This window comes from Halorubrum sp., from assembly GCF_046498025.1.
GTDB lineage: Archaea > Halobacteriota > Halobacteria > Halobacteriales > Haloferacaceae > Halorubrum.
Window position 1 is genome coordinate 42,008 of the sequence record NZ_JAWOBM010000013.1, and the last position, 24,758, is coordinate 66,765.

The window sequence follows — 24,758 nt, forward strand, 5'->3', positions numbered from 1 at the left end:
CGTTTCGCGACGCGGGACCGATTTATAACCGTACGGACCGACCCTGTTGACATGGAACTGGAACTGCGGTTCTTCGCGACGTTTCGCGAGGCCGCCGGCGGGAAGACCGTCGAGGCGGAGTTCGCCGACGGGTCGAGCGTCGGCGACGTGTTGCGGGAGCTGGAGGCCGAGTACGACGGGATGGCCGGGCGACTGGTCGTCGACGGCGACCTCGCGCCGCAGATCAACGTGCTGAAGAACGGTCGCGAGGTGCTCCACCTGGACGGACTAGAGACGGCGCTGGAGGACGGCGACCGACTCTCGGTGTTCCCGCCGGTCGCGGGCGGCGCATGACCGGCGACGACGACGCCCCCGATCGGTCGGGCCGCGACGCGAGCGACGACGACACGTCCGGCGACGACACGTCCGGCGACGACACGTCCGGCGACGACGGGGCCTCCCGTCCGCACGCCGAGGAGGGGTGGGAGCGGGAGACAGTCGCGTACCGGGGCATCTCGCGGCGACTCGCGGCGCACTACCTCGTCAATCTCGGCGGGGAACTCGTGGGCACGGACGACCCCGCCGAGGCGACCCGCGTGGAGGGCGACGGGTGGCGCGTCGCGCTCAGCACCGAGACGGTGACCGCCGCGGCCGCGATCACGCTCACCGAGGTGACCGCGGAGTTCGCGGGCGACGCGGAGGCGCTCGACGAGCTCCTCCCGCAGTACCGGCAGAAGGCGATGCGGGCCGGGGGCTGATGGTCGGGAACGAGGAGCCGCCGAAGGCGGAGTCGACGTCGCCGGGCGGCGACTACCCGATCGACGGAACCGCGCTGATGAAGACGGCGGCACTCGCCAGCGTCCCCGCCGAGCGGCTCCCCGCGCTCCTCGCCCGCGTGCAGGCGGATCTTGGCCCGCGGATCGGCGACTACCGGCGGCGGTACGAACGTATCGCCGTCGAGTCGGACCGGGAGACGTTCCTCGTCGAGCCCGATCACTGGGCGAGCGTCGGGGAGCGGCTGGGCCTCTCGGACCGCGAGCGCGACGCCGTCGCGCGGGCCCACGAGGCGGCGGTCGAGCGCGCGGGATCCGGCCAGACGAGCCGCGAGGAGTTCGAGACGGCGCTGGAGATCCGGTCCGGCGTCGTGATCGGGACCGGAGACGAACGCGCCGGCGACGCGACGGAGCCGCCCGAGCGCGACGCGGAGTGAGCCGCGCGGGGCGGCGGCGCCGACCGACGCCTTTTCGGCGCCCCGCGCGGACGTGCCGCCATGCGACTCGCACGCCTGCTCACGCCGGACGGACCCGTTTCGGGACGCTACGAGGACGGAGCGATCGTCGCCGACGACGGTCGCTACGAGGTCGGCCGCGACGGGCGGCTCCTCCCGCCGTGCGACCCGAGCGCGCTCTACTGCGTCGGGCGGAACTACGCCGAGACGCTCGACCAGATGGCGTACGAGCGCCCGGAGGAGCCCGACTTCTTCATCAAGCCGCCGGCGAGCCTGCTGGCGCACGGCCAGTCGATCCCGTACCCCGAGTGGACCGACGAGCTGACCTACGCCGGCGAGCTGGTCGCGGTCATCGACGAGCGCTGTCGGGACCTCGCCCCCGAGGACGTCCCCGACGTCGTCCGCGGCTACACGATCCTGAACGACGTCGACGCGCTCGACCAGCAGGGTCGGACCGCGCGGAAGGCGTTCGACGGCTCCGCACCGCTCGGCCCGTGGATCGAGACCGACGTCGACCCGACGAACCTCGACATCGCCACCACGGTCGGCGGCGAGCAGCGGCAGGACGCCAACACGGAACTGATGCTGTTCGGCCCACACGAGATCGTCTCGTACCTCTCAGAGCGGTTCACCTTCGAGCCCGGCGACTGCGTCGCCTTCGGCAGCCCGGCGAACCCGGGTCTCGTCGAGCCCGGCGAAGAAGTCGAGATCACCTACGAGGGGGTCGGCACGCTCCGGAACCGGGTCGGCGACGGGAAGTAGACGAGGAGATCGAGAAGAGTATTTAAGAAGACGTGCGGTGACGCGCGCCTGCGAGCGCCCTTCAGGGCGCGAGCAGACCGCACGAGGGAGTCGGACCGGCGCAGCCGCGCCGGTCCGACGAGGCTGGGGAGGCGTGAGGTGCGGTTGCGGTCCCGCGAGTAGGGAGGGACCGGAGGTCCCTCTTGCAGCCGGCGGCACAGCCCCCGGCGACAACGCGAGCGGGAGCACGGAAGTCGCAGCCCGCGCAGCGAAGCGAGCAGGAGCAGGGCGAGACCGGAGGTCTCGCTTGCTCACGCGGTGAAACCGCGTGACCGTCTTCCGGTGGTGCGGGGCGGGACTCAAAGGGGCAGCCGCGCTCGGCGAACCCCAGCGACGCAAGCACCGAAGCGAAGGAGCGCAAGCGACTGAGCGAGGAGCGCAGCGAGCTGTGGGAGCCGAGCGTGGCTGGGGCTTTGGAGGTGTTCGTGTTGATCAGCGATTTATATGAGTCACTGCATAACCGAGCGTGGCTGGGACTTTGGAGGTGTTCGTGGTGACAGCGACGGCAACGGTATATAAACGGACGCCGAGTAAACCGACAAAGAGACGACCCCCGTAGTCCGATTAGTCCGGATTCTTCAGCGGCTGTCGCTCCCCGTACGTGAGCGTCCGCCAGACCCACTCGACGGGGCCGTATCGGTAGTACTTGAGCCACGCCACGGACAGGGCCACCTGCACGACCCAGATCGCGAGGACGATCCCGTACTGTTCGACGCGGTTCACGGAGCCGAACAGACCGAGGCCGTGCCCGTAGAAGATCGAGGTCGCGAGCACGGTCTGGAGCAGGTAGTTCGTGAAGGCGGTCCGACCGACCGCGGCGAAGGTCCTCGTGACCGGGCCGTTCGGCCGCCGCTTCGCGTACAGCATGACCAACCCGAGGTAGCCGCCGGCCACGAGGAGGCTCCCCCAGTAGTTGAACTGCCGCCAGTACAGCGCCGCGCCCGCGCTCCAGTCGTTGGCCTCGATGTAGGCGACGCCGGCGGCGACGACCGCGACGCCGACGACCCCGCCCGCGACGAGTCGTTTATAAAACGCCGCCGAGCGCTCACCGGTCAAGACGCCCCAGCGGTACAGGGCCATCCCGAGGAGCATCACGCCGCCGACGCGCCAGAAGCTGGAGCCGATGAAGCCGGTCGTCTGTCGCTGGAACGACGAGGGGACGCGGTGGTCCATCTGCTCCAGCCAGCCACTCCGGTACGTCGCGACCTCCTGGCGCAGCGCGGCCTCGCTCGGCGCCCACTGTGCCGCGATCGCGTCGCCCCCGATACTGACCGCGGCGAACAGCTCCATCGCCGGGACGAACAGGAGGAAGAGGCCGCCGAGCGCTGCGAGCTGTTTCGCCTCCGTGTCGCGGAGGGTGATCAGGAACAGCCCCGTGAACCCGTACGCGACCAGGATGTCGCCGTACCACAGCAGGTACGCGTGCATGAGGCCGATCGCGATGAGGACCGCGGTCCGCCGGTAGTGGAGCCGAACGGCGGGCTGGCCCTTCTCCTCCTTGCTCTCGACGAACAGGAGGACCCCGGCGCCGAACAGCGCCGAGAACAGCGTGATCAGCTTCGCCTGCGCGAACACGTGGCCGGCGAACCACGCCCAGTAGTTCGCGCCGCTGAAGTCGCCGTAGACGGTCGAATCGGCGTAGACGGTTGGGTTCAAAAGCGTCGTCTCCGGCATGGCGAACACCCAGACGTTGATGACTAAGATTCCGAGGAGGGCGAACCCCCTGAGCGCGTCGAGGCTGACGATGCGTTCGGAGGGCGGCGTCGGGCCGGCGTCGCGTGTCACGGATTGGTTCAGCGGAGGACCCCCAGGACCGAATAGGTTCGGATACGGGGATGCGCTGACGGAAACCGAGCCTGATCGAGTGTGAGCGGACGGAACTCGAGCCGGGTCGGGGGTGCGGTCGGCGTTCCCGTCAGTCCAGCCGGACGGCCTCGCCGCGCTCCGAGGACCGGTAGATCGCGTCGATGACGCGCTGGACGGAGAGCGCCTCCTCGACCGTGTTGATCGCGGGCGCCTCGCCCGCCGCGACCGCTTCGAGGAAGGCTCCCTGCTCGGCGTCGTGGCTGTCGCCCTCGCGGGTCTTCACCTCGGTGTCGGCGAAGTGGTGCTGGTCGCCGTCGAAGGACTTCGCCTCGTGGATCGTGAGCTCGTTGCTGCCGCGGTCGAACGTCGCACCGGCCTCGGTCCCCCGGATCACGAACTCGTCGTTGGTGGGGCGGTTCGTCGCCCACGCGACCTCCAGTGACACCGTGTTGCCGTCGGTGTCGCGGATGAACGCCGAGGCGGAGTCCTCGACGTCGAACCCCTTGGCCCCGTCGTCGACGCCCCACATGTGGACGTACGCGTAGTCGTCGCGGTCCCCGAACTCCGAGCGCGTCTCGCCCGACACCTCGACGACCTCCGGGTGGTCGAGGAAGTACAGCGCGAGGTCGATGGCGTGGACGCCGATGTCGATGAGCGCGCCGCCGCCGGCGACCTGGCTCGACGTGAACCACGACCCGCGACCGGGGACCCCGCGCCGTCGGACGTAGTTCGCCTCGACGTGGGTCGTCTCGCCGAACCGCCCCTCGTCCTGGTAGCCTTTGATCACCTGCACCGGCTCGGCGAACCGGTTGTTGAACCCGACCATGCAGAACCCCTCGGCGTCGCGAGCGGCGGCGGCGATGCGCTCCGCGCTGTCGATCGTGTGCGCGAGCGGCTTCTCTAAGAGCACGTCGAGGCCGGCCTCCAGGGCCGACACCGCGTACTCCTCGTGGAACCGGTTCGGCGTGGTGATCAGGACGGCGTCGCACTGCGCGTAGAGGTCCAGCTCGTCCTCGTAGATCTGAACGCCGAATTTCTCGTGGAACCGGCGGCGAGCGCCGGCGTCGATATCCATTCCGCCGACGAGGTTCGCGCCGCGCTCGGCCAACTTCGTCGCGTGGTGGTTACCGATCCCGCCGAGTCCGACGATCCCGATGGCGATATCGTTCGCGTGAGTCATATCCGAAATTCACAACGAATGTTGTTAAGGTTCACGCTCCGGTTGTCGACAGTGATATCGGTGCGAGAGGCCGTCTCGTCACCGATCTCGCGTCATCCATTCGCTCGCCTGTGGCTCCGTCGGGTCCGTGACGACCTCGACGAGCGCCGGGCCCTCGAGCCGCCGGGCCGCGTCGACCGCGTCGCCGATCGCGTCTCGGTCGGTCACGCGCTCCGCCGAGACGCCCATTCCGGACGCGACAGCGACGAGGTCCAACCCCGCGTCCGCCCAGCCGTAGGCGCTCTCGGGGAACCCGTACGAGCGCGACGCCTCCTCGCTGATGATCGCGTAATCGTCGTTGTTGAGCGCGACGACGGTCACGTCGATCCCCTCCGCGGCGAGTGTGTGCAGCTCGTGAACACACATCATGAGGCCACCGTCCCCGGTGAGCGCGACCACGTCGCGGTCGGGGTTCGCGAGCTTCGCGCCGATCGCCGACGGCAGGCCGGTCCCCATGGTCGCCCACGAGCCGGGGTTGACGTACGATTGAGGGCCCGCCGCCGGGACGGAGACGAGCGTCCAGAGCCGGAAGCCGCCGGCGTCTGCCGTCACGACGGTTTCCTCGGGGAGCGCGTCGCGGACCTCGCGAAGGACTTCGACCGAGCGGAGTGGGTCGTCGGCGTCGCGGTCGTCCGCGAGCGCCGAGAACCGCTCCTCGTCGAACGCTCTGACCGCTCCGGCTCGCTCGGCGCCGGACCGCCCCCTCGCCCCCTCGGCGTTCGGCTCGTCGGACGCCCCGAGCCGCTCCGCGACCGCCCGGAGGAAGCGGTCGGCGTCGGCGACGATCCCGAGCTCGGTCTCGTAGCCGAACCCGACGTCGTCGCCGTCGAGGGTGACGTGGACGAGTCGGTCCGGCATCGAGACCGACCACGAAGCCGTGGCGACCGCGTCGAGGTCGGAGCCGACGACGAGTCCGACGTCGGCCGCGGCGAGCAGATTGCGGAGCGCGGTGCTCGACCCGCCGCAGAGCACGCCGGCGGAGAGCGGGTGGGCCTCCGGCAGCGTTCCCTTCCCCTTATACGTCGTCACGACCGGCGCGTCGAGCGCCTCCGCGGCCGTCCGGAGCGCGTCGCTCGCGCCGGAACGCCGCACGCCGCCGCCCGCGAGGATCACCGGCGCGCCGCTCCCCGCGAGCAGGTCCGCGGCGCGGTCGACGGCCTCGGACGGCGGGGCGGGCGGCGCGCTCGGCGAGCGCTCGCCGACCGCGGGCTGGGGCGTCCGGCTCGCGAGGACGTCCTTCGGAATCCCGACGCGGACCGGGCCCTGCGGGTGCTCGCGGGCGACGCGGATCGCGTCGGCGACGGCCGGGACCGCGCCCGCCGGGGAGTCGACGAGGACGTTCTCCTTGACGACCGTGTCGTACGTCTCCGGCGGCGTCTCGTGGATGCCGTCGCCGCCGCGGACCTCCCGCTCCGTCTCGACGGCGAGGTGGAGGAGCGGGACGCAGTCGTTCAGGGCGTTCTTCAGCCCGTTCATCGCGTTCATGTCCCCGGGACCCGGAACGACGACGCTCGCCGCCATCGCCCCCGGCTCGCTCGTCTCGGCGTACCCCCACGCCTCGTGGGTGACCGCCGTCTCGTGGCGCGCGACCACGAACCGCGCGTCGCGGTCGGCGAGCGCCCGGTTGAGCGGGAGCGTCTGCTTCCCGGGGATCCCGAAGACGACGTCGATCCCGCGCGCGAGCATGTGGTCGACGACCGCCTCCGCGACCGTCGGGGTCCCGGGGTCGTCGCCCGATTCGCGCCGCGACTCGTCGGTGTCCATACCGCGCAGTCGACGGAGCGGATGTTGAAAGCTTCGGCGTCGGAACGGCTAGGTCGACGGCGCGGAAAGAGCGGGCATGGTCGATATCGCGGTCCAGCTCTACACGCTGCGCTCGCTCGACGCGCCGCTCTCGGAGATCCTCGACCGGGTCGGCGCGAGCGGGTTCGACGGGATCGAGTTCGCCTATCGGGTCGGCGAGGAGCCGGTCGACCGCGTGCTCGCCGCGCTCGATCGAACCGATCTGGACGTCGCGTCCGCGCACGTCCCCATCGAGGCGCTGGAAACCGAGTTCGACGAGACCGTCGCGCTGTACGACCGGCTCGGCGCCGACACCCTCGTGGTCCCGTGGCTCGACCCGGAGCACTTCGCGGACGAGGCCGCGGTCGACGCGGCCGCGGACCGACTCGAGGCCCTCGCCGTCGACGCGCGCGACGCGGGGTTCCGGCTCGCGTACCACAATCACGACCAGGAGTTCGCGTCCGTCGACGGAGCGCCGGCGATCGACCGGCTGCTCGCGCAGACGAGCGACCGGCTCGGCTTCGAGGTCGACGTCGGCTGGGCGCTGGCCGGCGGCGCGGACCCCGCCGCCCTGATCGACGAGTACGCCGACCGGGTCACGCACGTCCACGCCGCCGACGTCGACGTCGAGCGCGGTGAGTCGGTCGCCCTCGGCGACGGCGACGTGGCCCTCGACGCGACCGTCGCGAGCGCGCGGAGCGCGGACGTCGAGTGGCTCGTCTACGAACACGACGAGCCCGCCGACCCGATCGCGTCGATCGAACGCGGGGAAGCCGCGCTCCGTGAAGCGCTTCGATGAGCGCAATGGTTCGAGAGCCGCTCCGGTGGCCGCGACGGGCCGAGAGATCCCTCAAGACAGCAGCCGCCTTCGATCGTTGCGGTCGGAGACCGCGTCCAGACAGAGTCGGACCGCCCTCCGTCGACCCTCGGGCCCGAAAGCGTGATATCGGTGAGGCCGAACCCGCTGACGCGTGAGAATTGGGAGAAACGGACCGAAGCGGCGATCCCGCCGGTGGGAACACACACGTAGCTACTTTACTACACAGTATCATATGGTACGTATGCGCTTACCAGAGACCCGCGATCTGTTCGCACGGACGCTCCAGTTTCCGGCGTCGCGGAACACGGTGTTAGAGACGGTGGGGAGCACGGAGCTGTCACCCCCGGACGGAGAGATCACGACGATCCGAACGGTCATCGAGCGGTCCGACGTGGAGGAGTTCGATTCGGCCGACGACCTCTACGACACGCTGATGACGCTCGTCGGGGCACAGTTCATCGGGCGGAGGTACTACGACGACCGCGGCGGGATGCCACAGCAGGCCGACGACGACAGCGAGGTGAGCTTCTGATGGCGGTCACGCTGGTGTCGGGAGTCACCGGTGTCGGACTCTCCAGCGTCTGTCAGGCGGTTCGCCGCGGGCTCGGCGAGGAGTACAAGCTGATCAACTTCGGAGACGTGATGCTCGAACAGGCCGCGACGAGCGGTATCACGACCGAACGGAAGGACCTCAGTGAGCTTTCGCAAACGCAGACGCGCCGCCTCCAGCGTCGTGCGGGAGAGTTCGTCGCCGAGGAGGCGCAGAGCGCGGATATCCTCCTCTCGACCCACCTGGCGGTCGAGACGTCGGCCGGGTACATCCAGGGGCTCCCCGTGGAAGTGCTCCACGACGTGTCGCCGACCGCGTTCGTCCTCGTGGAGGCGGACCCGGAGACGATTCTGGAACGCCGACGGGGGAGCGACCGCGAGACGCGGGAGGCCACCGAGCGCAAGATCTCCTTCGAACAGGATCTCAACCGGTCCGCCGCGCTCCAGTACGCGCGCGACCGGAACGCCCCCGTTCGATTCATCGAAAACGAGGGAGGTATCGAAGAGGCGGCAGAGCGCATGGCCGACACCCTGTAATCGGGTGATCTCGTTCGGTCCCCCTCACGGGATCGGACGAGTCGCGTCACCGATCGATCCGCGCCGTTCGCGTCACCGATCGATCCGCGCCGTTCGCGGACCACTACTCTGCGACGTTCGTCTCCCGCACCCGCACGCCCTTGCGCGCGAGGTGTCGCATCTGGCGCTGCGCGAACTCCTCCTCGCTGGAGCCGCGGGTCGCGAGCACGTAGACGAGCGCGGAGCCGGCGGGTCGCATCGTCCGCCCCGCGCGCTGGGACCCCTGGCGACGGGAGCCGCCGAGGCCGCTGGCGACGATCGCGACCTCGGCGTTCGGGAGGTCGATCCCCTCGTCGCCGACGCGGGAGACGACGAGGGTCTCGAGTCCGTCGTCGTCCGAGCCGGTTCCCCGCTCCTCGCGGAACCGCCGGAACAGCTCCGCGCGCTCGTGATGCGGCGTCTCGCCGCTGATAAACGGGACGCCGAGGGCGTCCGCGATCGCCTCGCCCTGATCGAGGAACTCGATGAAGACGAGCGCCTTCTTGTCGCGGTGGGCGGCCAGCAGGTACCGGATCTCCTCGATCTTCGCGGGGTTCTCGGCGGCGAGTCGCCGTCGCTCGCGGCCGTCGGCGCTGGCGTACTCGTTCTGCGCCAGCTCGTCGCGCCACGGGACGTAGCGGATCTCGACCTCCGGCTCCTGGACGAACCCGGCCTCGAACAGCTCGTCCCAGTCGGCGCCGATCGGCTGGCCGATCAGGGTGTATATCTCCTCCTCGCTGCCGGTCTCGCGAACCGGGGTGGCGGAGAGGCCGAGCCGGTGTTTGCTCTGGAGCTCGGCGGTCCGGGAGTAGACCGGGGCGGTAACGTGGTGACACTCGTCGAAACAGATCAGCCCCCACTTCCGCGAGTCGAACAGGCTCCGGTGGCGGTCCATGCCGGCGATCTGGTAGGTCGCGATCGTGACCGGGCGGATCTCCTTCTGCCCGCCGTGGTACAGTCCGATGTCGGCCGGGTCGACGGTGGAGTGCGCGAGCAGCTCCTCGCGCCACTGGCCGGCGAGCTCGCGGGAGGGGACGAGAATGAGCGTCTCGCCGCCGACGGCCGCGATGGTCGCGATGGCGGCGACGGTCTTACCGGACCCAGGCGGACCGACGTACACCCCGGAGCGGCGTTCGAGGAACGTCTCGACCCACGTCTCCTGGTACGGGCGGAGGTCGGTCGTCAGGTCGATGTCGACCGGGTCGCCCACGTCGAGGTCGCGGTCGTCCTCGACCGGGTACCCCGCGTCGTAGAGCGCGCGTTTGATCTCGGCGACGGCGCCCTCGTTCACCCACGCCTCCGTCTCCGAGATGGGCGCCCGGAGGTGGTCGTCGTCGAGGTGTTGGTCGGCGACGTTGCCCATCAGGCTCTCGGAGGCGGCCGCCAAGACGACGTAGTCGTCGTCGTGAGTGTAGAGGCGAAACCGGTGCGCGCGGCGCCACTGGTCTCGGACCCACTCTTCGAGGTGCTCGTACCGCCGCGGGAGCACCGACCGGAGGCTGGCGATCAGCGCGTCGGCCTCGTCGAACGGGGCGGCCCACACGTCCTCCTGGCGGATCCGGTAGAGGTACCCGCGAGTGCCGGGCTCAGTCCCGGTGGTGTCGACGAGGTACGCGAACTGCGAGAGCCGCGCGCGGGTGTACTGCGTCGGGCGGTCGACGACGATCTCGCGGCGGTTCGGGAACGCGACGACGCGCTCGCGGGTCGCCAGTCGTCCCCAGTCGGTCGGGTAGAAGACGATCGGGTCGCTCTCGACGTCGAGCCGGTCGACGTCGCCGCGGTCGACGAGCGCGGACAGGGCGTCGCGGGCGGCCGCCTGGGTCGTCCCGAGCCGTCGAGCGACCTCGCTGGCGGTCGCGACCGGCCGCTCCTCGGCCTCGAGCGCCTCGTGAAAGCGGTCGAGCGAGATGTCGTCGCCCGTCTCGGCGCCGGCGTCGTCAGTCATTGAGGCGGATTCGAGCGCGACGCTGAAAGGGGTAGCGTCCGCGGACGGGAGACCGGGTGTGCCCCGGGTGTCAGCGACCGGACCGCCCGTGACAGCCGCGGGAGGTGATCGCGTCCTTCGAGCGGAACCGGCAGCCGCAGTCGGCACACCGGACGTACGGATCGCCCGGCTCGGTCTTCAGGCGGTGGTCGCCGACGACGAACGGCCGAGTCACGGTACGCGGGCGAATCCGGTCCGGGATCGGCGTCGAGGACGACTCGCTGAGCGCCGCCCGCACGGTGATGGTGTCGACGTCGACCGGGTCCCACCGCCGGGCGTCGAGCGCCGCCTCGCGGTCGGCCACCTCGGTCCAGCCGGTGACGACGACGGGGGAGTTGGTCTCCGTGTCGCCGACGACGACGACGAACCGGATCCCGCCCTCGACGAGGGCGAACCGCCAGCCGTCGGTCCGGTTCCAGCGGAGCTGTCCGAGCCGGATCGCGTCGCTCACGGTGCGCGTCGACACGTAGCGACCCGGCTGTTCGAGGCGCTCTCGGAAGTGATCGGTGAGCGCGTAGCGCCCGGGGTCGCGAATCGGCGGGTCCTCGGCGGTTCGCGCGACCGCTGACCGGCGATCGGGGACGGACCCACCGCTCCGCGGGTCGGTCGTCTCCGACGTGGAGGGAAAAGGGGTCGAGCGCGTTGCGCGCCGTTCGGCCCCCGCCGGCCTGGTCGTGGACGCGGTCCGACGTTCCGTCGATCCGGGACGGGATGACTCGGTGTCTCCCGGCCCGCCCTGTCGGGATGCCACTGACTCCTGATACAGAGCGGTCTCTTAAGTGTGTTACGCCAACACAGGGGTGCGGTCGGAAGCCGCGGTGTGCTCAGCGAGCCGCGACTGTGGCCCTGCGGTCCGCGAGAAGCGACGTGTTGGGCGTCGAAAGCAATGTGTCGGGGCGTCGAAAGCGACGTGTTGGGCGTCGAAAGCGATTTCGCCGACCGACCCGTCCGGTGGCACATGACGCGTGAGGCCGCGAGGTCGGGGTTCGAGACGTTCCTCGGCGACGCCGTGGCGGCGACCCGCGAGGAGTTCAGCGTCGAACGAGCCCTCCGCGGGACGGGGCTCGGGCCCGGGGGCGCGGTCGTCGACCGGCTCCGGAGTAACGCCGACGCGCTCGAGCGACGAGTCGTCGAACCCGAACTCGCCGCGTACCGGGAGGACGCGCTTCGACAGTTCGACGCCGTGCTCGACTACGCGGCCGGCGACGAGCCGATCGCGGCGTACGCGGACGATCTCGTCGCGCACGACGGATTCCGCGACGCGCTCGCCGACGGAGTGCCCGACCGGACGGCCGCGGCGGTCGAAGACGCCATCGTCGCGCGCGGTCGGCGGCTGGGAGACGCCGTTACGCCGATCGTCGAGCGGCCGGAAGACGCGTTCTGGCCGGCGGCGACCGCGGCGTTCGATCGGGACGAGGCGGTCGACCTCGTCGAGAACGCGTTCCCGTTCACGGGGGTGCTCCGGGAGTTCCCGGAGGCGTTCGCCTTCGCGGTCCGGATCGACCCGGGGTCCGTGCTCGGCGGCCCGTTCGCGGGCGCGCTCCCGGCCGCGTCTATCGACTACACCGACGAGGCGAAACGGGCCATGCGTCGGGCGGAGCGACGGGTCATCGAGCAGTCGAAACGCGAGGTCGCGGCCCGGTTCGACGGGGACTGAACCGGCCCGGTTCGACGGGGACTACTCGTGACCGGAGATCCGGACCGGCTCGTACGGCTCTTCGAGCCACTCCACGTCCGACGTCGAGAGGTCGATATCGAGCGCTTCGACCGCGTCCTCCAAGTGTTCGACGCTCGACGTCCCGACGATGGGAGCGTCCACGACGTCTTTGCCGGCCACCCACCGGAGCGCGATCTGCGCCATCTTCACGCCCTTCTCCTCGGCCAGCTCCTGGACGCGGCGGTTGATCTCCTCGCCGCCGCCCTCGCGGTACGGGCGCCCGATCTCGGTCTCGTGTTCGCCGCGGAGCGTGGCGTCGTCGCGCTCGTAGGGACGCGCGAGGTAGCCGGCGCCGACCGGGCTCCACGGGATCATGCCGATCCCCTCCGTCTCGCACAGCGGGACCATCTCGCGCTCCTCCTCGCGGTACGCGAGGTTGTAGAGGTTCTGCATGGTGACGAACCGCTCGTACCCCTCGCGGTCACTCGTGTGCAGCGCCTCGGCGAACTGGTAGGCCCACATCGAGGAGGCGCCGACGTACCGCACGTCGCCGCGGCGGACGGCGTCGTCGAGCGCCGCGAGCGTCTCCTCGATCGGCGTGTCGTAATCCCATCGGTGGATCTGATACAGGTCTATCGTGTCCATCCCCAAGCGGTCGAGGCTGTTCGCGAGCTCCTGTTCGATCGCCTTCCGCGAGAGCCCGCCCGAGTTCGGGTTCGACTCGTCCATCTCGCCGTAGCCCTTCGTCGCGACGACGAACCGATCGCGGTCGTACTCGCCGAGCACGTCGCCGAGGATCTCCTCGCTCTCGCCGTTCGAGTAGACGTTCGCGGTGTCGAAGAAGGTGATACCGAGCTCGATCGCGCGCTCGACCAGCTCCCGTCCCTCGTCCTCGTCGAGCATCCACTCGTGTTCGCTCCCGAAGCTCATACAGCCGAGCGCGAGCTCGCTGACGGTCGCGCCCGTGTCGCCGAGCGTCGTGTACTCCATACGGACCGAGCGGCGCCGCGAGTAATAAATCGGGGCGACTGCGCGGGTTGGGTTTATAAAGGGGTCGGCCCGACCTACAGCGCCGGGGGCTCGTCGCGCCCGATGACGATCTCCTGTCCCTCGACGTCCTCCAAGGCCGCGACGCGCCCGCCGATCTCGACGCGCCCGGACGCGGTCTCGACCACCAGCGACGCGACCTCCTCGGTGTCTTCGAACGCGAGGCCGACGACGCGGCCGCGCACGGTGACCGCCTCACCCGTCTCGATGTCGCGCCCCTCGACGGTGGCGTAGAACTCCTGGTCTCCGAACTCCCTGACGTCCTTGACCGCTCGCCGGATCGACGCGTAGCGTCGCGGGAACGGGCGCTCCGCTCCGTCGGTGGCCAGCGTCTCGGCCGTCGTCCACAGCACGGTGCCGAAGAAGCCGGAGACGAGGAAGCCGAGCGCGGAGCGGTTGAAGATGACGCCGTAGCGCTCGCGGTCGTCGCGGAGCGCGTCCTGCGTGGCGTACACGGAGTACTCGCCGTCGGCGACCGCGAGGATGGGCGTGGTGATCCCCCGCCGCGCGCGGGCGATGGTCGCGACCTCCATGTAGTCGAACTCGTCCGGGTCGGGCGCCTTCGACGCCGGCGTCACGAGCAGTTCGACGCTGACGCCGTTGGCCACCTTCGCCGCGAGTTCGTTCCGAAAGCGACGGAGGAGGCCGGGCGTCAGCGAGACCGCGAGCTCGTACTCCGCGCCGGCGATGATCTCCTCCAGATAGCGGAGGATCGTCGAGCGCGATTTCACCAGCGACACGGCCTCGGTCTCCCGGGTCGGCGCCGTGTACCGCGCCTCCAGTTCGTCGACCATCTCGGCGAACGACGACTTGAGGTCGCCGAACGCGTCGTCGGGGTCGACGGCGACGATCTTCATCGGACGCGACTCGCGTAGTTCCACGAGCCCGCGGTCCGAGAGGCTACGGACCGTGTCGTACACGCGCGGCTGCGGAATGTCCGTCCGGTCGGCGATGTCGCTCGCCGTCAGTTCGCCGTGTTCCAACACCGCGAGGTACGCGTCGATCTCGTACTCGCCGAGATTGAATCGGTCCCCGACGTGATCGAGCGTGTCGCGGAGATCGTCGGTCATATCGAGGGAGACACACCGCTCGGATATAGGTTTTTACTATGAGTCGAGTTGCACCCGTTTTCAGAGCCGGATCCTCGGGCGCTATCCGTCGGTCGCGGTCGCCGGCGTTCGCGTTCGCCGTCGTTCGCGTTCGCCGGGTTCTGACTCGGGGTGTCGATCGGGAGTCGCCGACCCGTCACATGTACATGCGGTCGTAGGCCCCGTCCGGCTCGCGCTCCTCGATCCGCTCGGCGAGGCCCTCGTAGTGCTTCCGGATCTCGGCCGCGAACGACGCCAGCGGCTCGGAGTCGACGCCGAGGTCGTACACGTCGTTTACCGTGTCCACCAGCCGCACCGCGGCCTCCACGTCGGGGGCCTGTGCGTGAACCGGCGTGATGAGGACGCCGACGCCGAGCGGCGAGTCCATTCCCCGCTCGAGCAGCGAGGCGTTCGTCCCGTCCAAGAAGCCCGCCTCCATGGGCGGGATCGACTCGTCGGCCAGCCGCGCCTCGCGGTAGTCGTCCGTCGCGACGTAGAACGTCCGGTGCGCGTCCGGACCGTGCGGAATCGGGACGCCGGACAGCACCGCGATCTCGGAGACCTCGGCGCGCTCCGTCCAGTCGAGGATCGACGCCGAAAGCGGTTCCCCGAACACCGGCGGGACGAACTGCTCGACGACGAGAACGGTGACGTCGACGCCGTCCGCGGAGTAGAGGCGGATCGGATGACGCGGCCGACCCTTCGCGAAGGGGGTGATCGACGGCAGTCCCTCGGTCCCGACGTGACCGGTCTCCTCGAGGTCGAGCTCGTCGACGAGGTAATCCACGGCGGTCAATCCGGCGAGACCGAACGAGGAGAAGCCGATGACGAGTACTTCGCTCGGCGCGGCGTCGTGGGTGACGTCGAACGACGGCTGCATTGGTGGGGTTTTGGACATGACTCCGAGTTCTCCCGGTGGGGAGTTAGTGGTTACCCAGTCTCGTTCCGGAGGGAGTCGGGGCCCTTCGGACTCGGCCGCGGGGAGAAACGCTTTTTCGGGTGGCCGACGGCGGATTCGCTATGGCACAGTCCGCGGGTGCGGCGCCGGCCTCAGGAGGGCTCCCCGATCCGCTGCCGGGGCAACTCCTCGACCCGGTGACGAACGCCGCCTCGCGGCTGGGGGCGCTTCCCGGATCGGAAGTGATGGTGGTCGTCGTCTCGGTGGCCCTCGGCGTGGTCGTTTCGAAATTCCTGGTGCGGCTCATCGGTCGCCCCGTGGCGCGACGGGTGTCGAGACAGAGCGTCGCGCAGACGATCGTCCGCGGGGTCCGAGTGGGAACGATCGTGATTGCGCTGCTGTTCGGGGTCTCGGCGGCCGGGTTCCAGTTCACCGACCTGCTCGTGGGGACAGCGGTGTTCTCGGCCGTGATCGGTATTATTCTCGCTCCGATCGTCGGGAACTTCATCAACGGCGTGTTCATCCTCGCGGACCAGCCGTTCGAAATCGGCGACATGATCCAACTCGAGAACGGAACCACCGGCTTCGTCGAGGACATCACGATCCGGTACACGAAGATATTCACGCTCGACAACACCTTTCTCGTCGTTCCGAACGGGTCGATGCGGGAACGGGACGTGACCAACTTCTCGGCGGAAGACGAGCGGACGCGGCGGACGATCGACGTCCTCGTCACCTACGAGAGCGACATTCCACAGGCCCGGCGGCTCATCGAGCGTTCGGCACGCGACTGCGACGCCGTCGTCGACGGCGGCCCCGACATCCGCGTCGGCGTCGCGCGGTACGTCGCCAGCCCGGACTGCCGGCTTCACGAGTTCGGCGACGACGGCATCCTGCTTCGCCTCCGGTACTGGGTGAAGAAGCCGTACAAACTCTCGAAGGTCCAGTCGGACGTGAACACGGTGATACGCGAGCGATTCGCCGACGCCGACGTCGAGCTGGCGTACCCGCACCGCCACCTCGTCTTCGACGACACCTCCGGCGTCGCCCGCGTCGGCGGCCCGGCCAGCGAGTCCGCGGCGGGCGAGGCGGCGGGCGGGAGGTCCCGCGGTGAGGGGCCCCGAGACGACGTCGCCCACGATGACGACGCCGATAACGGCGCTCCCGACGCGGAAAACGGAGACGATTCGGGCGCGTAGGCCGCCGGAACCGGAAGTCTGATTGACCGAGCGGCTCGCTTATAAACTAGTGAGCGACGAGTCCTCCGACGACAGAGAAAACGCCCCTCCAACGGACGGCAACGGCGGTTCGAACGGTGACGCCGACGGCGGTGGCGACGTGAGCGGTGGCGACGTGAGCGATGGCGACGGTGGTGGCGACGTGAGCGATGGCGACGACGGTGGCGACGACGGTTCCGACTCCGGGGGCGGCGAGCGCGTTTCGGCGGCGTCGATAACCGAGGGAAGCCTGGTGCGGCCGCTGTTCCACTTGGCGTGGCCCATTGTGGTCATCCAGCTGTTGCAGGTAACCTACAACGTCGTCGACACGCTCTACCTGGGCCGGCTGTCGGCCGAGGCGGTCGGGGCGATCAGCCTCGCGTTCCCGCTCATCTTCCTGCTCATCGCCGTGGCCGGTGGGTTCACCACCGCGGGCGCCATCCTCGTGGCGCAGTACACCGGGGCCGAGGGCGACCGGTCGGCGGGGCTCGTCGCGGGACAGACCATCTTCACGGTCTCCGTGTTGTCGGTGTTCATCGGCATCGCCGGATACTTTTACACGCGCCCGGCCTTGGAACTCCTCCCGAGCGATCAGGACACGGCGGCGACGGTGATCCCCCTCGCGGCCGACTACATGGAGGTCATCTTCGTCGGCATCCCGCTGATGTTCGGCTTCTTCGTCTTCTCCGCGTTGATGCGCGGGTACGGCGACACCCGGACGCCGATGGCGGTGATGCTCCTCTCCGTGGTCCTGAACGTCCTCCTCGACCCGTTTCTCATCTTCGGGTTCGCCGACAACCCGCTGTTCGAGTGGCTCGCGGGCGTGCCGGTCGCCGGCGCGCTGGACCCGGTGGCGCTGGAGGCGTCGCTGTTCGCGCTCACCGGATTCACCGGGTACGGCATCGAGGGCGCCGCGATCGCGACGATCTTCTCGCGAGGGGTCGCCACTGCCATCGGGTTCTGGCTGCTGTTCGCCACCGGGCTCGGACCGGCCGTCGCGGTGAGTCACCTCGCGCCGGATCTGGGCTTCATCCGTGACATCTTCCAGCTGGGGCTCCCCTCCAGCGTCGAGCAGACGACGAGCGCGCTCGCGATGATCACGCTCACGGCGATGATCGTCACGTTCTCGCCGCCGGTGGTGGCGGCCTACGGGCTCGGGAACCGGCTCATTTCGCTCGTCTTCCTCCCCGCGATGGGGCTCGGGCGTGCGATCGACACGATGGTCGGGCAGAACCTCGGCGCTGACCGGGCGGACCGCGCCGCGCGGTCGGTCAAGCTCGCCGCCGGTACCGGAGCGGGCGTGATGTTCCTCGTCGCCGTCGTCGCGGTGACGTTCACCGAGCCGATCGTCGGCGCGTTCCTCGGCGACGTGCCGGACGCGCCGGCCACCGTCTCGTACGCGGTCGAGTACGTCCGGATCCGCTCGGTCGAGTTCGCCTTCATCGGCGTCTCGCAGGTGATCCTGGGCGCGTTCCGGGGCGCCGGCAACACGAAGACGGCGATGGTGATTTCGATTCTCACACTCTGGGTCGGCCGCGTTGCCAGCGTAGGGTACTTGGTCTTCATCGCCGGGTGGGGAGCGACGGGGGTCTGGGTCGGCATGGCGCTCGGCAACGTCCTCGGCGCGGTGGTCGGCGTCGCGTGGTTCGCCCGGGGAACGTGGACCGAACGATACATCGACGAACCCGACGCCGAAGTCGATCCGGTCGCAACCGACTGAGCCCTGTCGCTTCGACGATTCAGTGGCGGAAGAGGTGGAGGGCGTCGTCGTCCCGGAGGAGACAGAAGCGAGAGCCGTCATTCGCCGGAAACGTTGTTCCCGGCTCGCGCGTGGTGAACAGCCGGTCGAACGGGGCCTCACAGACCGGACACCGGACGCCCCACCGATTCTCCCAGAGTTTCGTCGAGCCGGTGTGCCTGAGCTGTTTTAACGCGTGGCGGTGATCGTGGACGTCGAACCGCGACATGCGTGACTTGTCCGCGGGAGGGCGAGTTGAAGCTACCCCTGCGAGTATCACGGCTGATTTCGGTCGGACCGGCGGGCCGGCCGGACCGACGGGCGTCAGGCGTCCCGGGTCGACAGGCGCGCACGGGCTCGGTCGATCGCCGCGTCTTCGCCGGTCCGAACGTACTCGCCGACGGCGTCCACCGCGTCGACGAGCGCGTCGGCGTCGTGGACGGGGACGTCGCCGTTGAGCGCCTCGACCCGTTTCACCCGGTCGCGAAGCCGGTCGAGGACCGCTCTCGCGGGCTCGACCCGCGACCCGGCATCGCCGCCGGAGACGGAAACCGCGGGCGACTCGAACCCGGAGTTGCCTCCGACCTCGTCGGTGAGTTCGTCGAGAAACGCGAGGAGATCGCTCCGGTACTCGCCTACCGCACGCGCCGCCGCCATGCCGCGCCCTTCGCGAAGGCGCTCGGGAACGCGCTCGGGAGCGGGTCGGACACCGTCGTCGGCGCCGGCGAGCAGGTCGAGGAGATACTCGCGGTCCGCGTCGCTGGGGTCCCGGAGGCGGTCGTAACAGTCGACCGCCTCCAGTAGCTCCCTGGCTGCGAGGTAGGTCGCGTCAAGCGGGAGCAGCTCCCCGCCGCGGATGAACCCGCGCTTGCGGACGTACTCGCGGAGATCCGCTTTCAGTTCGTCGACGCCCTCCGGGGGCAGCGTCACATCGGCGTCGCCGAACCGAGCCCGATGGTCGCTGAGATCCAGCGAGACGGGGGCGTCAGTGTGAGCCGTGCGATCGTCCACGCCGACGCTTCGGGGGCTCTCGCAGTCCGGGCACTCGACGCTTCCCGTCTCGTAGTACGACCACCGCCTTCCGCACTCCCGGCATTCCCGTTCGCCGCGGACCTTCATGAGTTGTCTCTCGTCTCGTTCGGCGTAAAGGGCTGCGGTCGGGGCGGTCCGCCCGACCGTCGGTGCAACATGGTATATATGTGACCCGTGAGAATCGCCCCGCATGAGTTGGCATGCGGTCGACGCTCTGGACGACGCCGTCGGTGCCACGCGACGGTTTCTGTTCCCGTTCAGCCTCGTTCGCTGGACGAAGCTCGCCCTCCTCGTCCTGTTTATGGGCAGCGGCGGCGTGAGCACGAACGCGTCCGTCCCCGCCGTCTCCGATTCGAGCGTCACGCCCCCGTCACCGGGTGAATCAGGTCCCGGAGAGACCGGCTCTGGTGGGCTCGGTTCGGGCTCCGGCGTGTCCGGTCAGGTACCGGAAGCGCTCGATTCGGAGCTGATAGCGCTCGGCGTCATCGGTATTGTTCTTTTGATCGTCGCCGTCTCGGTCGTCTCGCTGTCGCTTCGACTCGCGTTCTACGACGCGCTTCAGACCAACGAGGTCCGGGTAGTGGGGCCCTTCCTCTCGCGGCTCCGTCAGGCGCTCGGGCTGTTCGGCTTTACCGCGGCGGTGAGCGTTACCGCGGCGACACCCCTCGCGCTCGCAGTCGCCGTCGCGGTCGTCGCGGACGCACCGACCGGGTGGGCGATGATTGACTTGATCGCCGGCGCGCTCGCCTCGTTGTCGACCGGACCGATCGTGGCTCTCGGACTCGTCGGGACGGGGGTCGTCGCGGTGGCTGCCCTCGTCCTCCGATTTACCTACGAGTTCGTCGTCCCGACGATGATCGTCGAAGAGGTCGGGGTGATCGGGGGGTGGCGGCGGTTCCTCCCCGCCCTGCGCGCCGAGTGGAGGGAGTTCCTGATCTATCTCCTCGTTCACCTCGTCGTCTCGATCGGCCTGTCGGTCGTCGTGGGAGCGTCGACCGTCCTCGGCCTCGCGTTTGTCGCCACCGTCGGCGGGCTCGTGCTCCTCCTCGTGGCGGCCCTCTTGGGTGGACTCGGGGCGCTGGTCGGGACGACGGCCGGAACAGGGGCGATCGCGTTCGTGACGGTCGCGGGGATCGGTGGCCTCCTCGCGCTCGTGGTACCCGTGCTGGTCGTCACTCGCTCGTACCGCATCACCTACGAGGTCTCGACGCTCGCTGGAATCGACCCCGGCCTCGCGCTTCTTCATCCCGATATCGGTCCCGGAGCGGACGGGTCAGAGCGGTCGGCCGCCGCGGACGCGACCGGCCGCTGAGACGAGGCGGTCAAGGTCTGTTGGAGGGCACGTCTTCGACATCGAACTCGGCATCGAGGAGGTTCGAACTCGGCATCGAGGAGGTCGACCCGTTCTGTGAGGCGGTTATCGCGATGGAACCGACGTTCGACGGATGGAATCCCGAGAAGGTCAAGGCCTCCGAGTGCTTTGAGATTGAGGAACGGCCCCGTGAGGAAATGGCCGTCCCCGTTCCACGACGACCGACGCGGGACCGCGATCATCTCTGGGGCTGCCATAATGAACGTGGTCGAGACCTTCGGCAAGGACCTGTCCGAGATCGAGATCGTATTCTCCGGCGCGGGCGCGTCTGCCATCGCGACTGCGAAGTCCTACCTCTCGCTCGGCGCACGGAGACCGCTTTCACGATGAAAGACATCGTCAATCTCGCGAGATGGCGGTCGTCGACGCTCAGGAGTAGCGCAGCCAGTCGATCGACTCGTTCGAGGCGTATCGGCGGTGGCTTTTTATTATTTCGTCTCACGTCGTCGTAGCTCGCATCTTCTCGTAATTCCCGTCTTCTCGTAGCCTACGCCTTCTCATAGCCCACGTCGGCGTTTGGCTTCCGTGTTCGATATCTCCCTCAAGGCGGAAAGACGTCGGGCTCCTTTGACAGCGGGAGCACTGCCGTAAGGAGTGGTAGTGACACACCGTGTTTCCGGTGAAATGGGGTTGCTTGTTGGGGGTGGTTGCAGGGGGTTCGGTCTGACGTCTGGAACACGAGTGTTTGCGCCGGTAAGATCTATAAAGAATTATAAACTAGTTGTGAGTATAGCCCATTGGTTACGATGGTAGAGAGACTTCGCTCTTCGTAGTAGAGAGAGTTTCATCGGAAACGAGGTCGGAGGCAGGTCCGTCGCGACTGACGGGCCTCTCGCTCACGATCCGTTCACTCAAATTTGTAGGACCCCTCTCACGAAGACCCGTGTCGTGTGTACAGGTTTTGGGAACCCGAGTTACAGTCGATCCGCAACGGCCTCGCGATAGATCGTGACGTGTTCGTGGCGGTTCGTGGCGCGTTGAGTCTCTCATAGCGTCCCCTGGGGTGTCAACTATCTCGGCGCTTCAATCCAGTCGCTCTGCTCCCCCTGCGCGTGCGCGTCGGTTGTTGACGCGTAGGGCAGACACCGGGTTTCCGGTGAATCGAGACTCCTCAGCGGATCTGCTCTCTTCGCCCCCCTCCGGCCTCTCCCACACCACCCCCACCTGCCCCATTTCACCGGAAACCCGGTGTGTGTCTCAATCGCTCTCTGTAGCAGACGGTCGAAGCGGAACGCATTTCACCGGAAACCCGGTGTCGATCCCATGGACGCAGCGGATGACCTCTTCACCCGGGAGGACCCGATATTCGCGAACAAGGAGCTCCTCGAGATTAGCCACCTTCCCGGAGAGGGTCGGATCGTCGGTCGTGACGACGAGATCGCTGATCTCGCGAACGCGGTCAATCCCGCCATCTTCGGACAGAGTCCGAGCAACGTGCTCATCTATGGAAAGACGGGGACCGGAAAGTCGCTCTGCGCGAAGTACGTCTCGAAACGACTCGTCTCGACCGCCGGCGAGGAGGGCGTCAATGCTACGTTTACCTACGTCGACTGTGCGCAGGACACTACCGAGACACAGGCCGTACAGACGATCGCCGACGGCGTGAACGATCCGGACGCGACCGATATCAACGTCCCGGACAAGGGGCTCTCGACGTCGACGTACTACAAACGGCTCTGGCGCATCCTCGACCAGCGGTACGACGTCGTCCTCATCATTCTCGACGAAATCGACAAACTCGACGACGACGCGATCCTGATGCAGCTCTCCCGAGCAGGCGAGGCCGGCAAGATAACCGACTGCAAGCTCGGCGTGGTCGGTATCAGCAACAAGATTCAGTACAAAGACCGAATGGACGAGCGAGTCAAATCGAGTCTCTGTGAGCGCGAGTTCGTCTTCCCGCCGTACGACGCGAACCAACTCAGAGAGATCATGCAGGCGCGGGCGGACGCGTTCCACGACGACGTCCTCGAACCGTCTACGATTCCGCGCGCCGCGGCGCTCGCGGCACGGGAACACGGGGACGCTCGGAAGGCGATCGACATCCTGAGATACGCCGGTGAAATCGCTCAAGGGAACGACCAACCGACGGTCCGCGAGGAGTTCGTCACACAGGCCCGCCAACGCGCCGAGACGGATCGGTTCCGCGAGCTCATCCGCGGATCGACCCCGCATTCCCGGTACGTCCTTCAGGCGCTCGCGCTGTTATCCCTCTCGGGCGGACGTCAAGACGGCTTCCGAACCAGCCGCGTGTACGAGATATACGAGAACATCTGTCGGCAGGAAGGATCGGACAGTCTGTCACTCCGGCGCGTCCGCGACCTCCTCAAGGAACACGCCTTCCTCGACATCATCGAGCAGTCGAAACACAGCGGTGGAAGCGCGGAGGGCAGCTATACGAAACACCAGCTGCTGGAGGATCCGAGCGTCGTTAAGGACGTGTTGACGGAGAACAGTAGCACGTAGCGCGCCGGTGCGGCCACTTTTTCGGTCTTCGCTTCGTCAGCGCATTGTCCAGGGTCTGTCACACATCGACGCTTTTCCCACCGACCACGTTGCTGGTTCGACGCCTCGCGACTGGACAAGCCGATCCGATCGAGTGAACGGTTAGCCGAGCAGGCCGAGGCCCTCGATCCGCTCGACGATCTCCTCGACGGCTTCTTCGGCGTCGTCGGTACGTTTCCCACCGGTGATGACGATTTTCCCGCTGCCGAACAACAGGATGACGACTTCCGGCTCGTCCATTCGGTAGACGAGCCCGGGGAACTGTTCCGGCTCGTACTCAACGTCTTCCAAGCCGAGCCCGATCGCCAGTGCGTTGAGGTTGAGATTGTGTCCGAGGTCGGCGCTCGACACGATGTTCTGGACCGTGATCTCCGGGTCTTCTTCAACCGGGATCTGGAGACCGCGGAGCTTCTCGAAAATAATTCCGAGGGCTTCGTGGACGTCGTCGATGCTTTTCGCGCCCGTACAGACGATCTTTCCCGACCGGAAGATGAGTGCGGCCGCCTTCGGTTCTTGGGTCCGGTAGACGAGGCCAGGGAAGTTGTCCGGATTAAAATCGGCCCCGGGGAGGTCCTCCGCAAGTGCTTCTAAATCGAGTTCTTGGCCGATCCCGGTCGATGCAACTACGTTCTGGATCTCGATCGAATCAGCAGGGTTCGTCATCGTTCGCCTTTATATGTGTTCCCCTCCCTTATAAACGCCCGTGGTATAAACGACCGCTCGCTCGCGGCGTGTTTCCATCACGTCGTTTTTATTCCTCAGCGAGGTCCAGCTCGCCCCCGTCTTGACCTTACGTCGATTACGCACACACGCGCACGAGGCGAGGAGGGATCGATCCGCTGCCGAACTCGGCGGGTTGCGCCCGACCCATCCACGACCGGACCGGCAATCGGCATTCGCGAACGACGACGCGGTTGAGTTCTCCCGGCTGATTTACTGACAAAATTCAGATAATTCGTTGCAGATCGGCTATGACAGGACGACCGATGCGCTCCTCGTCAAGACCTTCAAAACGCCGTCGATCAGCGATTTGTCGTGGTAACCGCTCACATTGAAACCGCATGACTGGGCGGCGATAGTTCGACGGGGTTAAGTACAAGCCGGGGTTCGTGTTGAATGCGAAGGTCCCCCGGCGTGGGGGACGACGGCCGGCCGCACCGCGGCCGGTCAAAGCGTTCCGACGTGCTTAAGTGTACAAGCCCGTTCGGTTGAAACGCGAAGAACGCACCGCGGATTCGGACCGTTCAATTCGGTCCGGTTTCGCAGAGTCGGTTCGTCCGACTCACCGATATGAGGATTTCGCCCCCTGCGCTCCGGCGTAAGAGGAAATCTGATGTGAGCCGTGGTCGTTCGGTGTCATCCAGGTCGCTGGCTGACTCGGACACCACATAGACCATGCAATGGTGTTTTGACTCACCGCGAGTCAAAACCCGCCAACACCCCCTCTGAGCCGGGAACCAGGCTCAGAGGTTATACATTCC

General features: G+C 67.9%; 23 protein-coding genes and 1 pseudogene. 13 read left to right on the top strand and 11 right to left on the bottom strand.

What is annotated here, in order from left to right; genetic code table 11:
* The first annotated feature begins 51 nt into the window (after positions 1-51).
* The 4 genes from R6U01_RS02370 to R6U01_RS02385 are packed head-to-tail and all read left to right on the top strand — an operon-like array spanning position 52 to position 1,969.
* Positions 52-333: a ubiquitin-like small modifier protein 1 gene (locus R6U01_RS02370; protein ID WP_410284858.1), complete on the top strand. Its 282-nt coding sequence runs from the start codon at positions 52-54 to the stop codon at positions 331-333.
* Positions 330-737, top strand: coding sequence for a hypothetical protein (locus R6U01_RS02375; protein WP_410284859.1), 408 nt, complete (start codon positions 330-332; stop codon positions 735-737). Before R6U01_RS02370 ends, R6U01_RS02375 begins: the two co-directional genes overlap by 4 nt.
* The gene (locus R6U01_RS02380) at positions 737-1,189 is read left to right on the top strand and encodes a hypothetical protein (protein WP_410284860.1); all 453 of its coding nucleotides are present in this window, start codon (positions 737-739) and stop codon (positions 1,187-1,189) included. Before R6U01_RS02375 ends, R6U01_RS02380 begins: the two co-directional genes overlap by 1 nt.
* 60 nt (positions 1,190-1,249) lie before the next feature.
* Complete coding sequence (locus R6U01_RS02385; protein WP_410284861.1) at positions 1,250-1,969, top strand: fumarylacetoacetate hydrolase family protein; 720 nt, start codon at positions 1,250-1,252, stop codon at positions 1,967-1,969.
* A 603-nt stretch (positions 1,970-2,572) separates the two neighbouring features.
* On the opposite strand, the gene R6U01_RS02390 is transcribed toward R6U01_RS02385, so the two are convergent.
* From R6U01_RS02390 to R6U01_RS02400, 3 genes are all read right to left on the bottom strand, one after another.
* On the bottom strand, positions 2,573-3,793 hold the full coding sequence (locus tag R6U01_RS02390) for a DUF418 domain-containing protein (RefSeq protein ID WP_410284862.1): 1,221 nt from the start codon (positions 3,791-3,793) through the stop codon (positions 2,573-2,575).
* A gap of 130 nt (positions 3,794-3,923) precedes the next feature.
* A complete protein-coding gene (locus R6U01_RS02395; RefSeq protein ID WP_410284863.1) occupies positions 3,924-4,994 on the bottom strand; it encodes a Gfo/Idh/MocA family protein in 1,071 nt (356 codons plus the stop codon).
* A gap of 78 nt (positions 4,995-5,072) precedes the next feature.
* Positions 5,073-6,797 carry a thiamine pyrophosphate-binding protein gene (locus R6U01_RS02400; RefSeq protein ID WP_410284864.1) on the bottom strand — a complete coding sequence of 575 codons (1,725 nt, stop codon included), beginning with the start codon at positions 6,795-6,797 and terminating at the stop codon, positions 5,073-5,075.
* 76 nt (positions 6,798-6,873) lie between these two features.
* On the opposite strand from R6U01_RS02400, the gene R6U01_RS02405 reads away from it, so the two are divergent.
* From R6U01_RS02405 to R6U01_RS02415, 3 genes are all read left to right on the top strand, one after another.
* Entirely contained in the window at positions 6,874-7,614 is a 741-nt protein-coding gene (locus R6U01_RS02405) for a sugar phosphate isomerase/epimerase family protein (protein ID WP_410284865.1), read from the top strand.
* A gap of 262 nt (positions 7,615-7,876) precedes the next feature.
* Positions 7,877-8,167: a hypothetical protein gene (locus R6U01_RS02410; protein ID WP_410284866.1), complete on the top strand. Its 291-nt coding sequence runs from the start codon at positions 7,877-7,879 to the stop codon at positions 8,165-8,167.
* Positions 8,167-8,721, top strand: coding sequence for an adenylate kinase (locus R6U01_RS02415; protein WP_410284867.1), 555 nt, complete (start codon positions 8,167-8,169; stop codon positions 8,719-8,721). Before R6U01_RS02410 ends, R6U01_RS02415 begins: the two co-directional genes overlap by 1 nt.
* A gap of 103 nt (positions 8,722-8,824) precedes the next feature.
* On the opposite strand, the gene R6U01_RS02420 is transcribed toward R6U01_RS02415, so the two are convergent.
* Both R6U01_RS02420 and R6U01_RS02425 read right to left on the bottom strand, forming a co-directional pair.
* Positions 8,825-10,684, bottom strand: a complete 1,860-nt coding sequence (locus R6U01_RS02420) for a DEAD/DEAH box helicase family protein (RefSeq protein ID WP_410284868.1) — start codon at positions 10,682-10,684, stop codon at positions 8,825-8,827.
* A 70-nt stretch (positions 10,685-10,754) separates the two neighbouring features.
* Positions 10,755-11,474: a hypothetical protein gene (locus tag R6U01_RS02425; protein WP_410284869.1), complete on the bottom strand. Its 720-nt coding sequence runs from the start codon at positions 11,472-11,474 to the stop codon at positions 10,755-10,757.
* A gap of 207 nt (positions 11,475-11,681) precedes the next feature.
* Here R6U01_RS02425 and R6U01_RS02430 point away from each other — a divergent pair, with 207 nt between their 5' ends.
* Positions 11,682-12,380 (top strand): hypothetical protein, encoded by a 699-nt coding sequence (locus R6U01_RS02430; protein ID WP_410284870.1) that lies wholly within the window; start codon positions 11,682-11,684, stop codon positions 12,378-12,380.
* A 21-nt stretch (positions 12,381-12,401) separates the two neighbouring features.
* On the opposite strand, the gene R6U01_RS02435 is transcribed toward R6U01_RS02430, so the two are convergent.
* From R6U01_RS02435 to R6U01_RS02445, 3 genes are all read right to left on the bottom strand, one after another.
* Entirely contained in the window at positions 12,402-13,370 is a 969-nt protein-coding gene (locus R6U01_RS02435; protein WP_410284871.1) for an aldo/keto reductase, read from the bottom strand.
* Positions 13,371-13,444: 74 nt separating this feature from the next.
* Positions 13,445-14,497, bottom strand: coding sequence for an HTH-type sugar sensing transcriptional regulator TrmB (gene trmB / locus R6U01_RS02440; protein WP_410284872.1), 1,053 nt, complete (start codon positions 14,495-14,497; stop codon positions 13,445-13,447).
* A gap of 175 nt (positions 14,498-14,672) precedes the next feature.
* Entirely contained in the window at positions 14,673-15,413 is a 741-nt protein-coding gene (locus tag R6U01_RS02445; RefSeq protein ID WP_410284873.1) for a proteasome assembly chaperone family protein, read from the bottom strand.
* 122 nt (positions 15,414-15,535) lie between these two features.
* Here R6U01_RS02445 and R6U01_RS02450 point away from each other — a divergent pair, with 122 nt between their 5' ends.
* The gene (locus tag R6U01_RS02450; RefSeq protein ID WP_410284874.1) at positions 15,536-16,612 is read left to right on the top strand and encodes a mechanosensitive ion channel family protein; all 1,077 of its coding nucleotides are present in this window, start codon (positions 15,536-15,538) and stop codon (positions 16,610-16,612) included.
* A gap of 49 nt (positions 16,613-16,661) precedes the next feature.
* A complete protein-coding gene (locus tag R6U01_RS02455; RefSeq protein ID WP_410284875.1) occupies positions 16,662-18,350 on the top strand; it encodes an MATE family efflux transporter in 1,689 nt (562 codons plus the stop codon).
* Between the two features lie 19 nt (positions 18,351-18,369).
* Here R6U01_RS02455 and R6U01_RS02460 read toward each other — a convergent pair whose 3' ends face one another.
* Complete coding sequence (locus tag R6U01_RS02460) at positions 18,370-18,597, bottom strand: flagella cluster protein (RefSeq protein ID WP_410284876.1); 228 nt, start codon at positions 18,595-18,597, stop codon at positions 18,370-18,372.
* A 95-nt stretch (positions 18,598-18,692) separates the two neighbouring features.
* Entirely contained in the window at positions 18,693-19,487 is a 795-nt protein-coding gene (locus R6U01_RS02465) for a hypothetical protein (RefSeq protein WP_410284881.1), read from the bottom strand.
* 343 nt (positions 19,488-19,830) lie between these two features.
* Between R6U01_RS02465 and R6U01_RS02470 the strand changes: the two genes are divergently transcribed.
* The 3 genes and pseudogenes from R6U01_RS02470 (at position 19,831) to R6U01_RS02480 (ending at position 23,238) form a co-directional block, all read left to right on the top strand.
* The gene (locus R6U01_RS02470) at positions 19,831-20,712 is read left to right on the top strand and encodes a hypothetical protein (protein ID WP_410284877.1); all 882 of its coding nucleotides are present in this window, start codon (positions 19,831-19,833) and stop codon (positions 20,710-20,712) included.
* Between the two features lie 65 nt (positions 20,713-20,777).
* A pseudogene (locus R6U01_RS02475) lies at positions 20,778-21,087 on the top strand (NADP-dependent malic enzyme); the annotation flags it as partial.
* A 948-nt stretch (positions 21,088-22,035) separates the two neighbouring features.
* Complete coding sequence (locus tag R6U01_RS02480) at positions 22,036-23,238, top strand: Cdc6/Cdc18 family protein (RefSeq protein WP_410284878.1); 1,203 nt, start codon at positions 22,036-22,038, stop codon at positions 23,236-23,238.
* Positions 23,239-23,379: 141 nt separating this feature from the next.
* On the opposite strand, the gene R6U01_RS02485 is transcribed toward R6U01_RS02480, so the two are convergent.
* A complete protein-coding gene (locus tag R6U01_RS02485) occupies positions 23,380-23,940 on the bottom strand; it encodes a TATA-box-binding protein (protein WP_015910251.1) in 561 nt (186 codons plus the stop codon).
* Positions 23,941-24,758 lie beyond the last annotated feature (818 nt).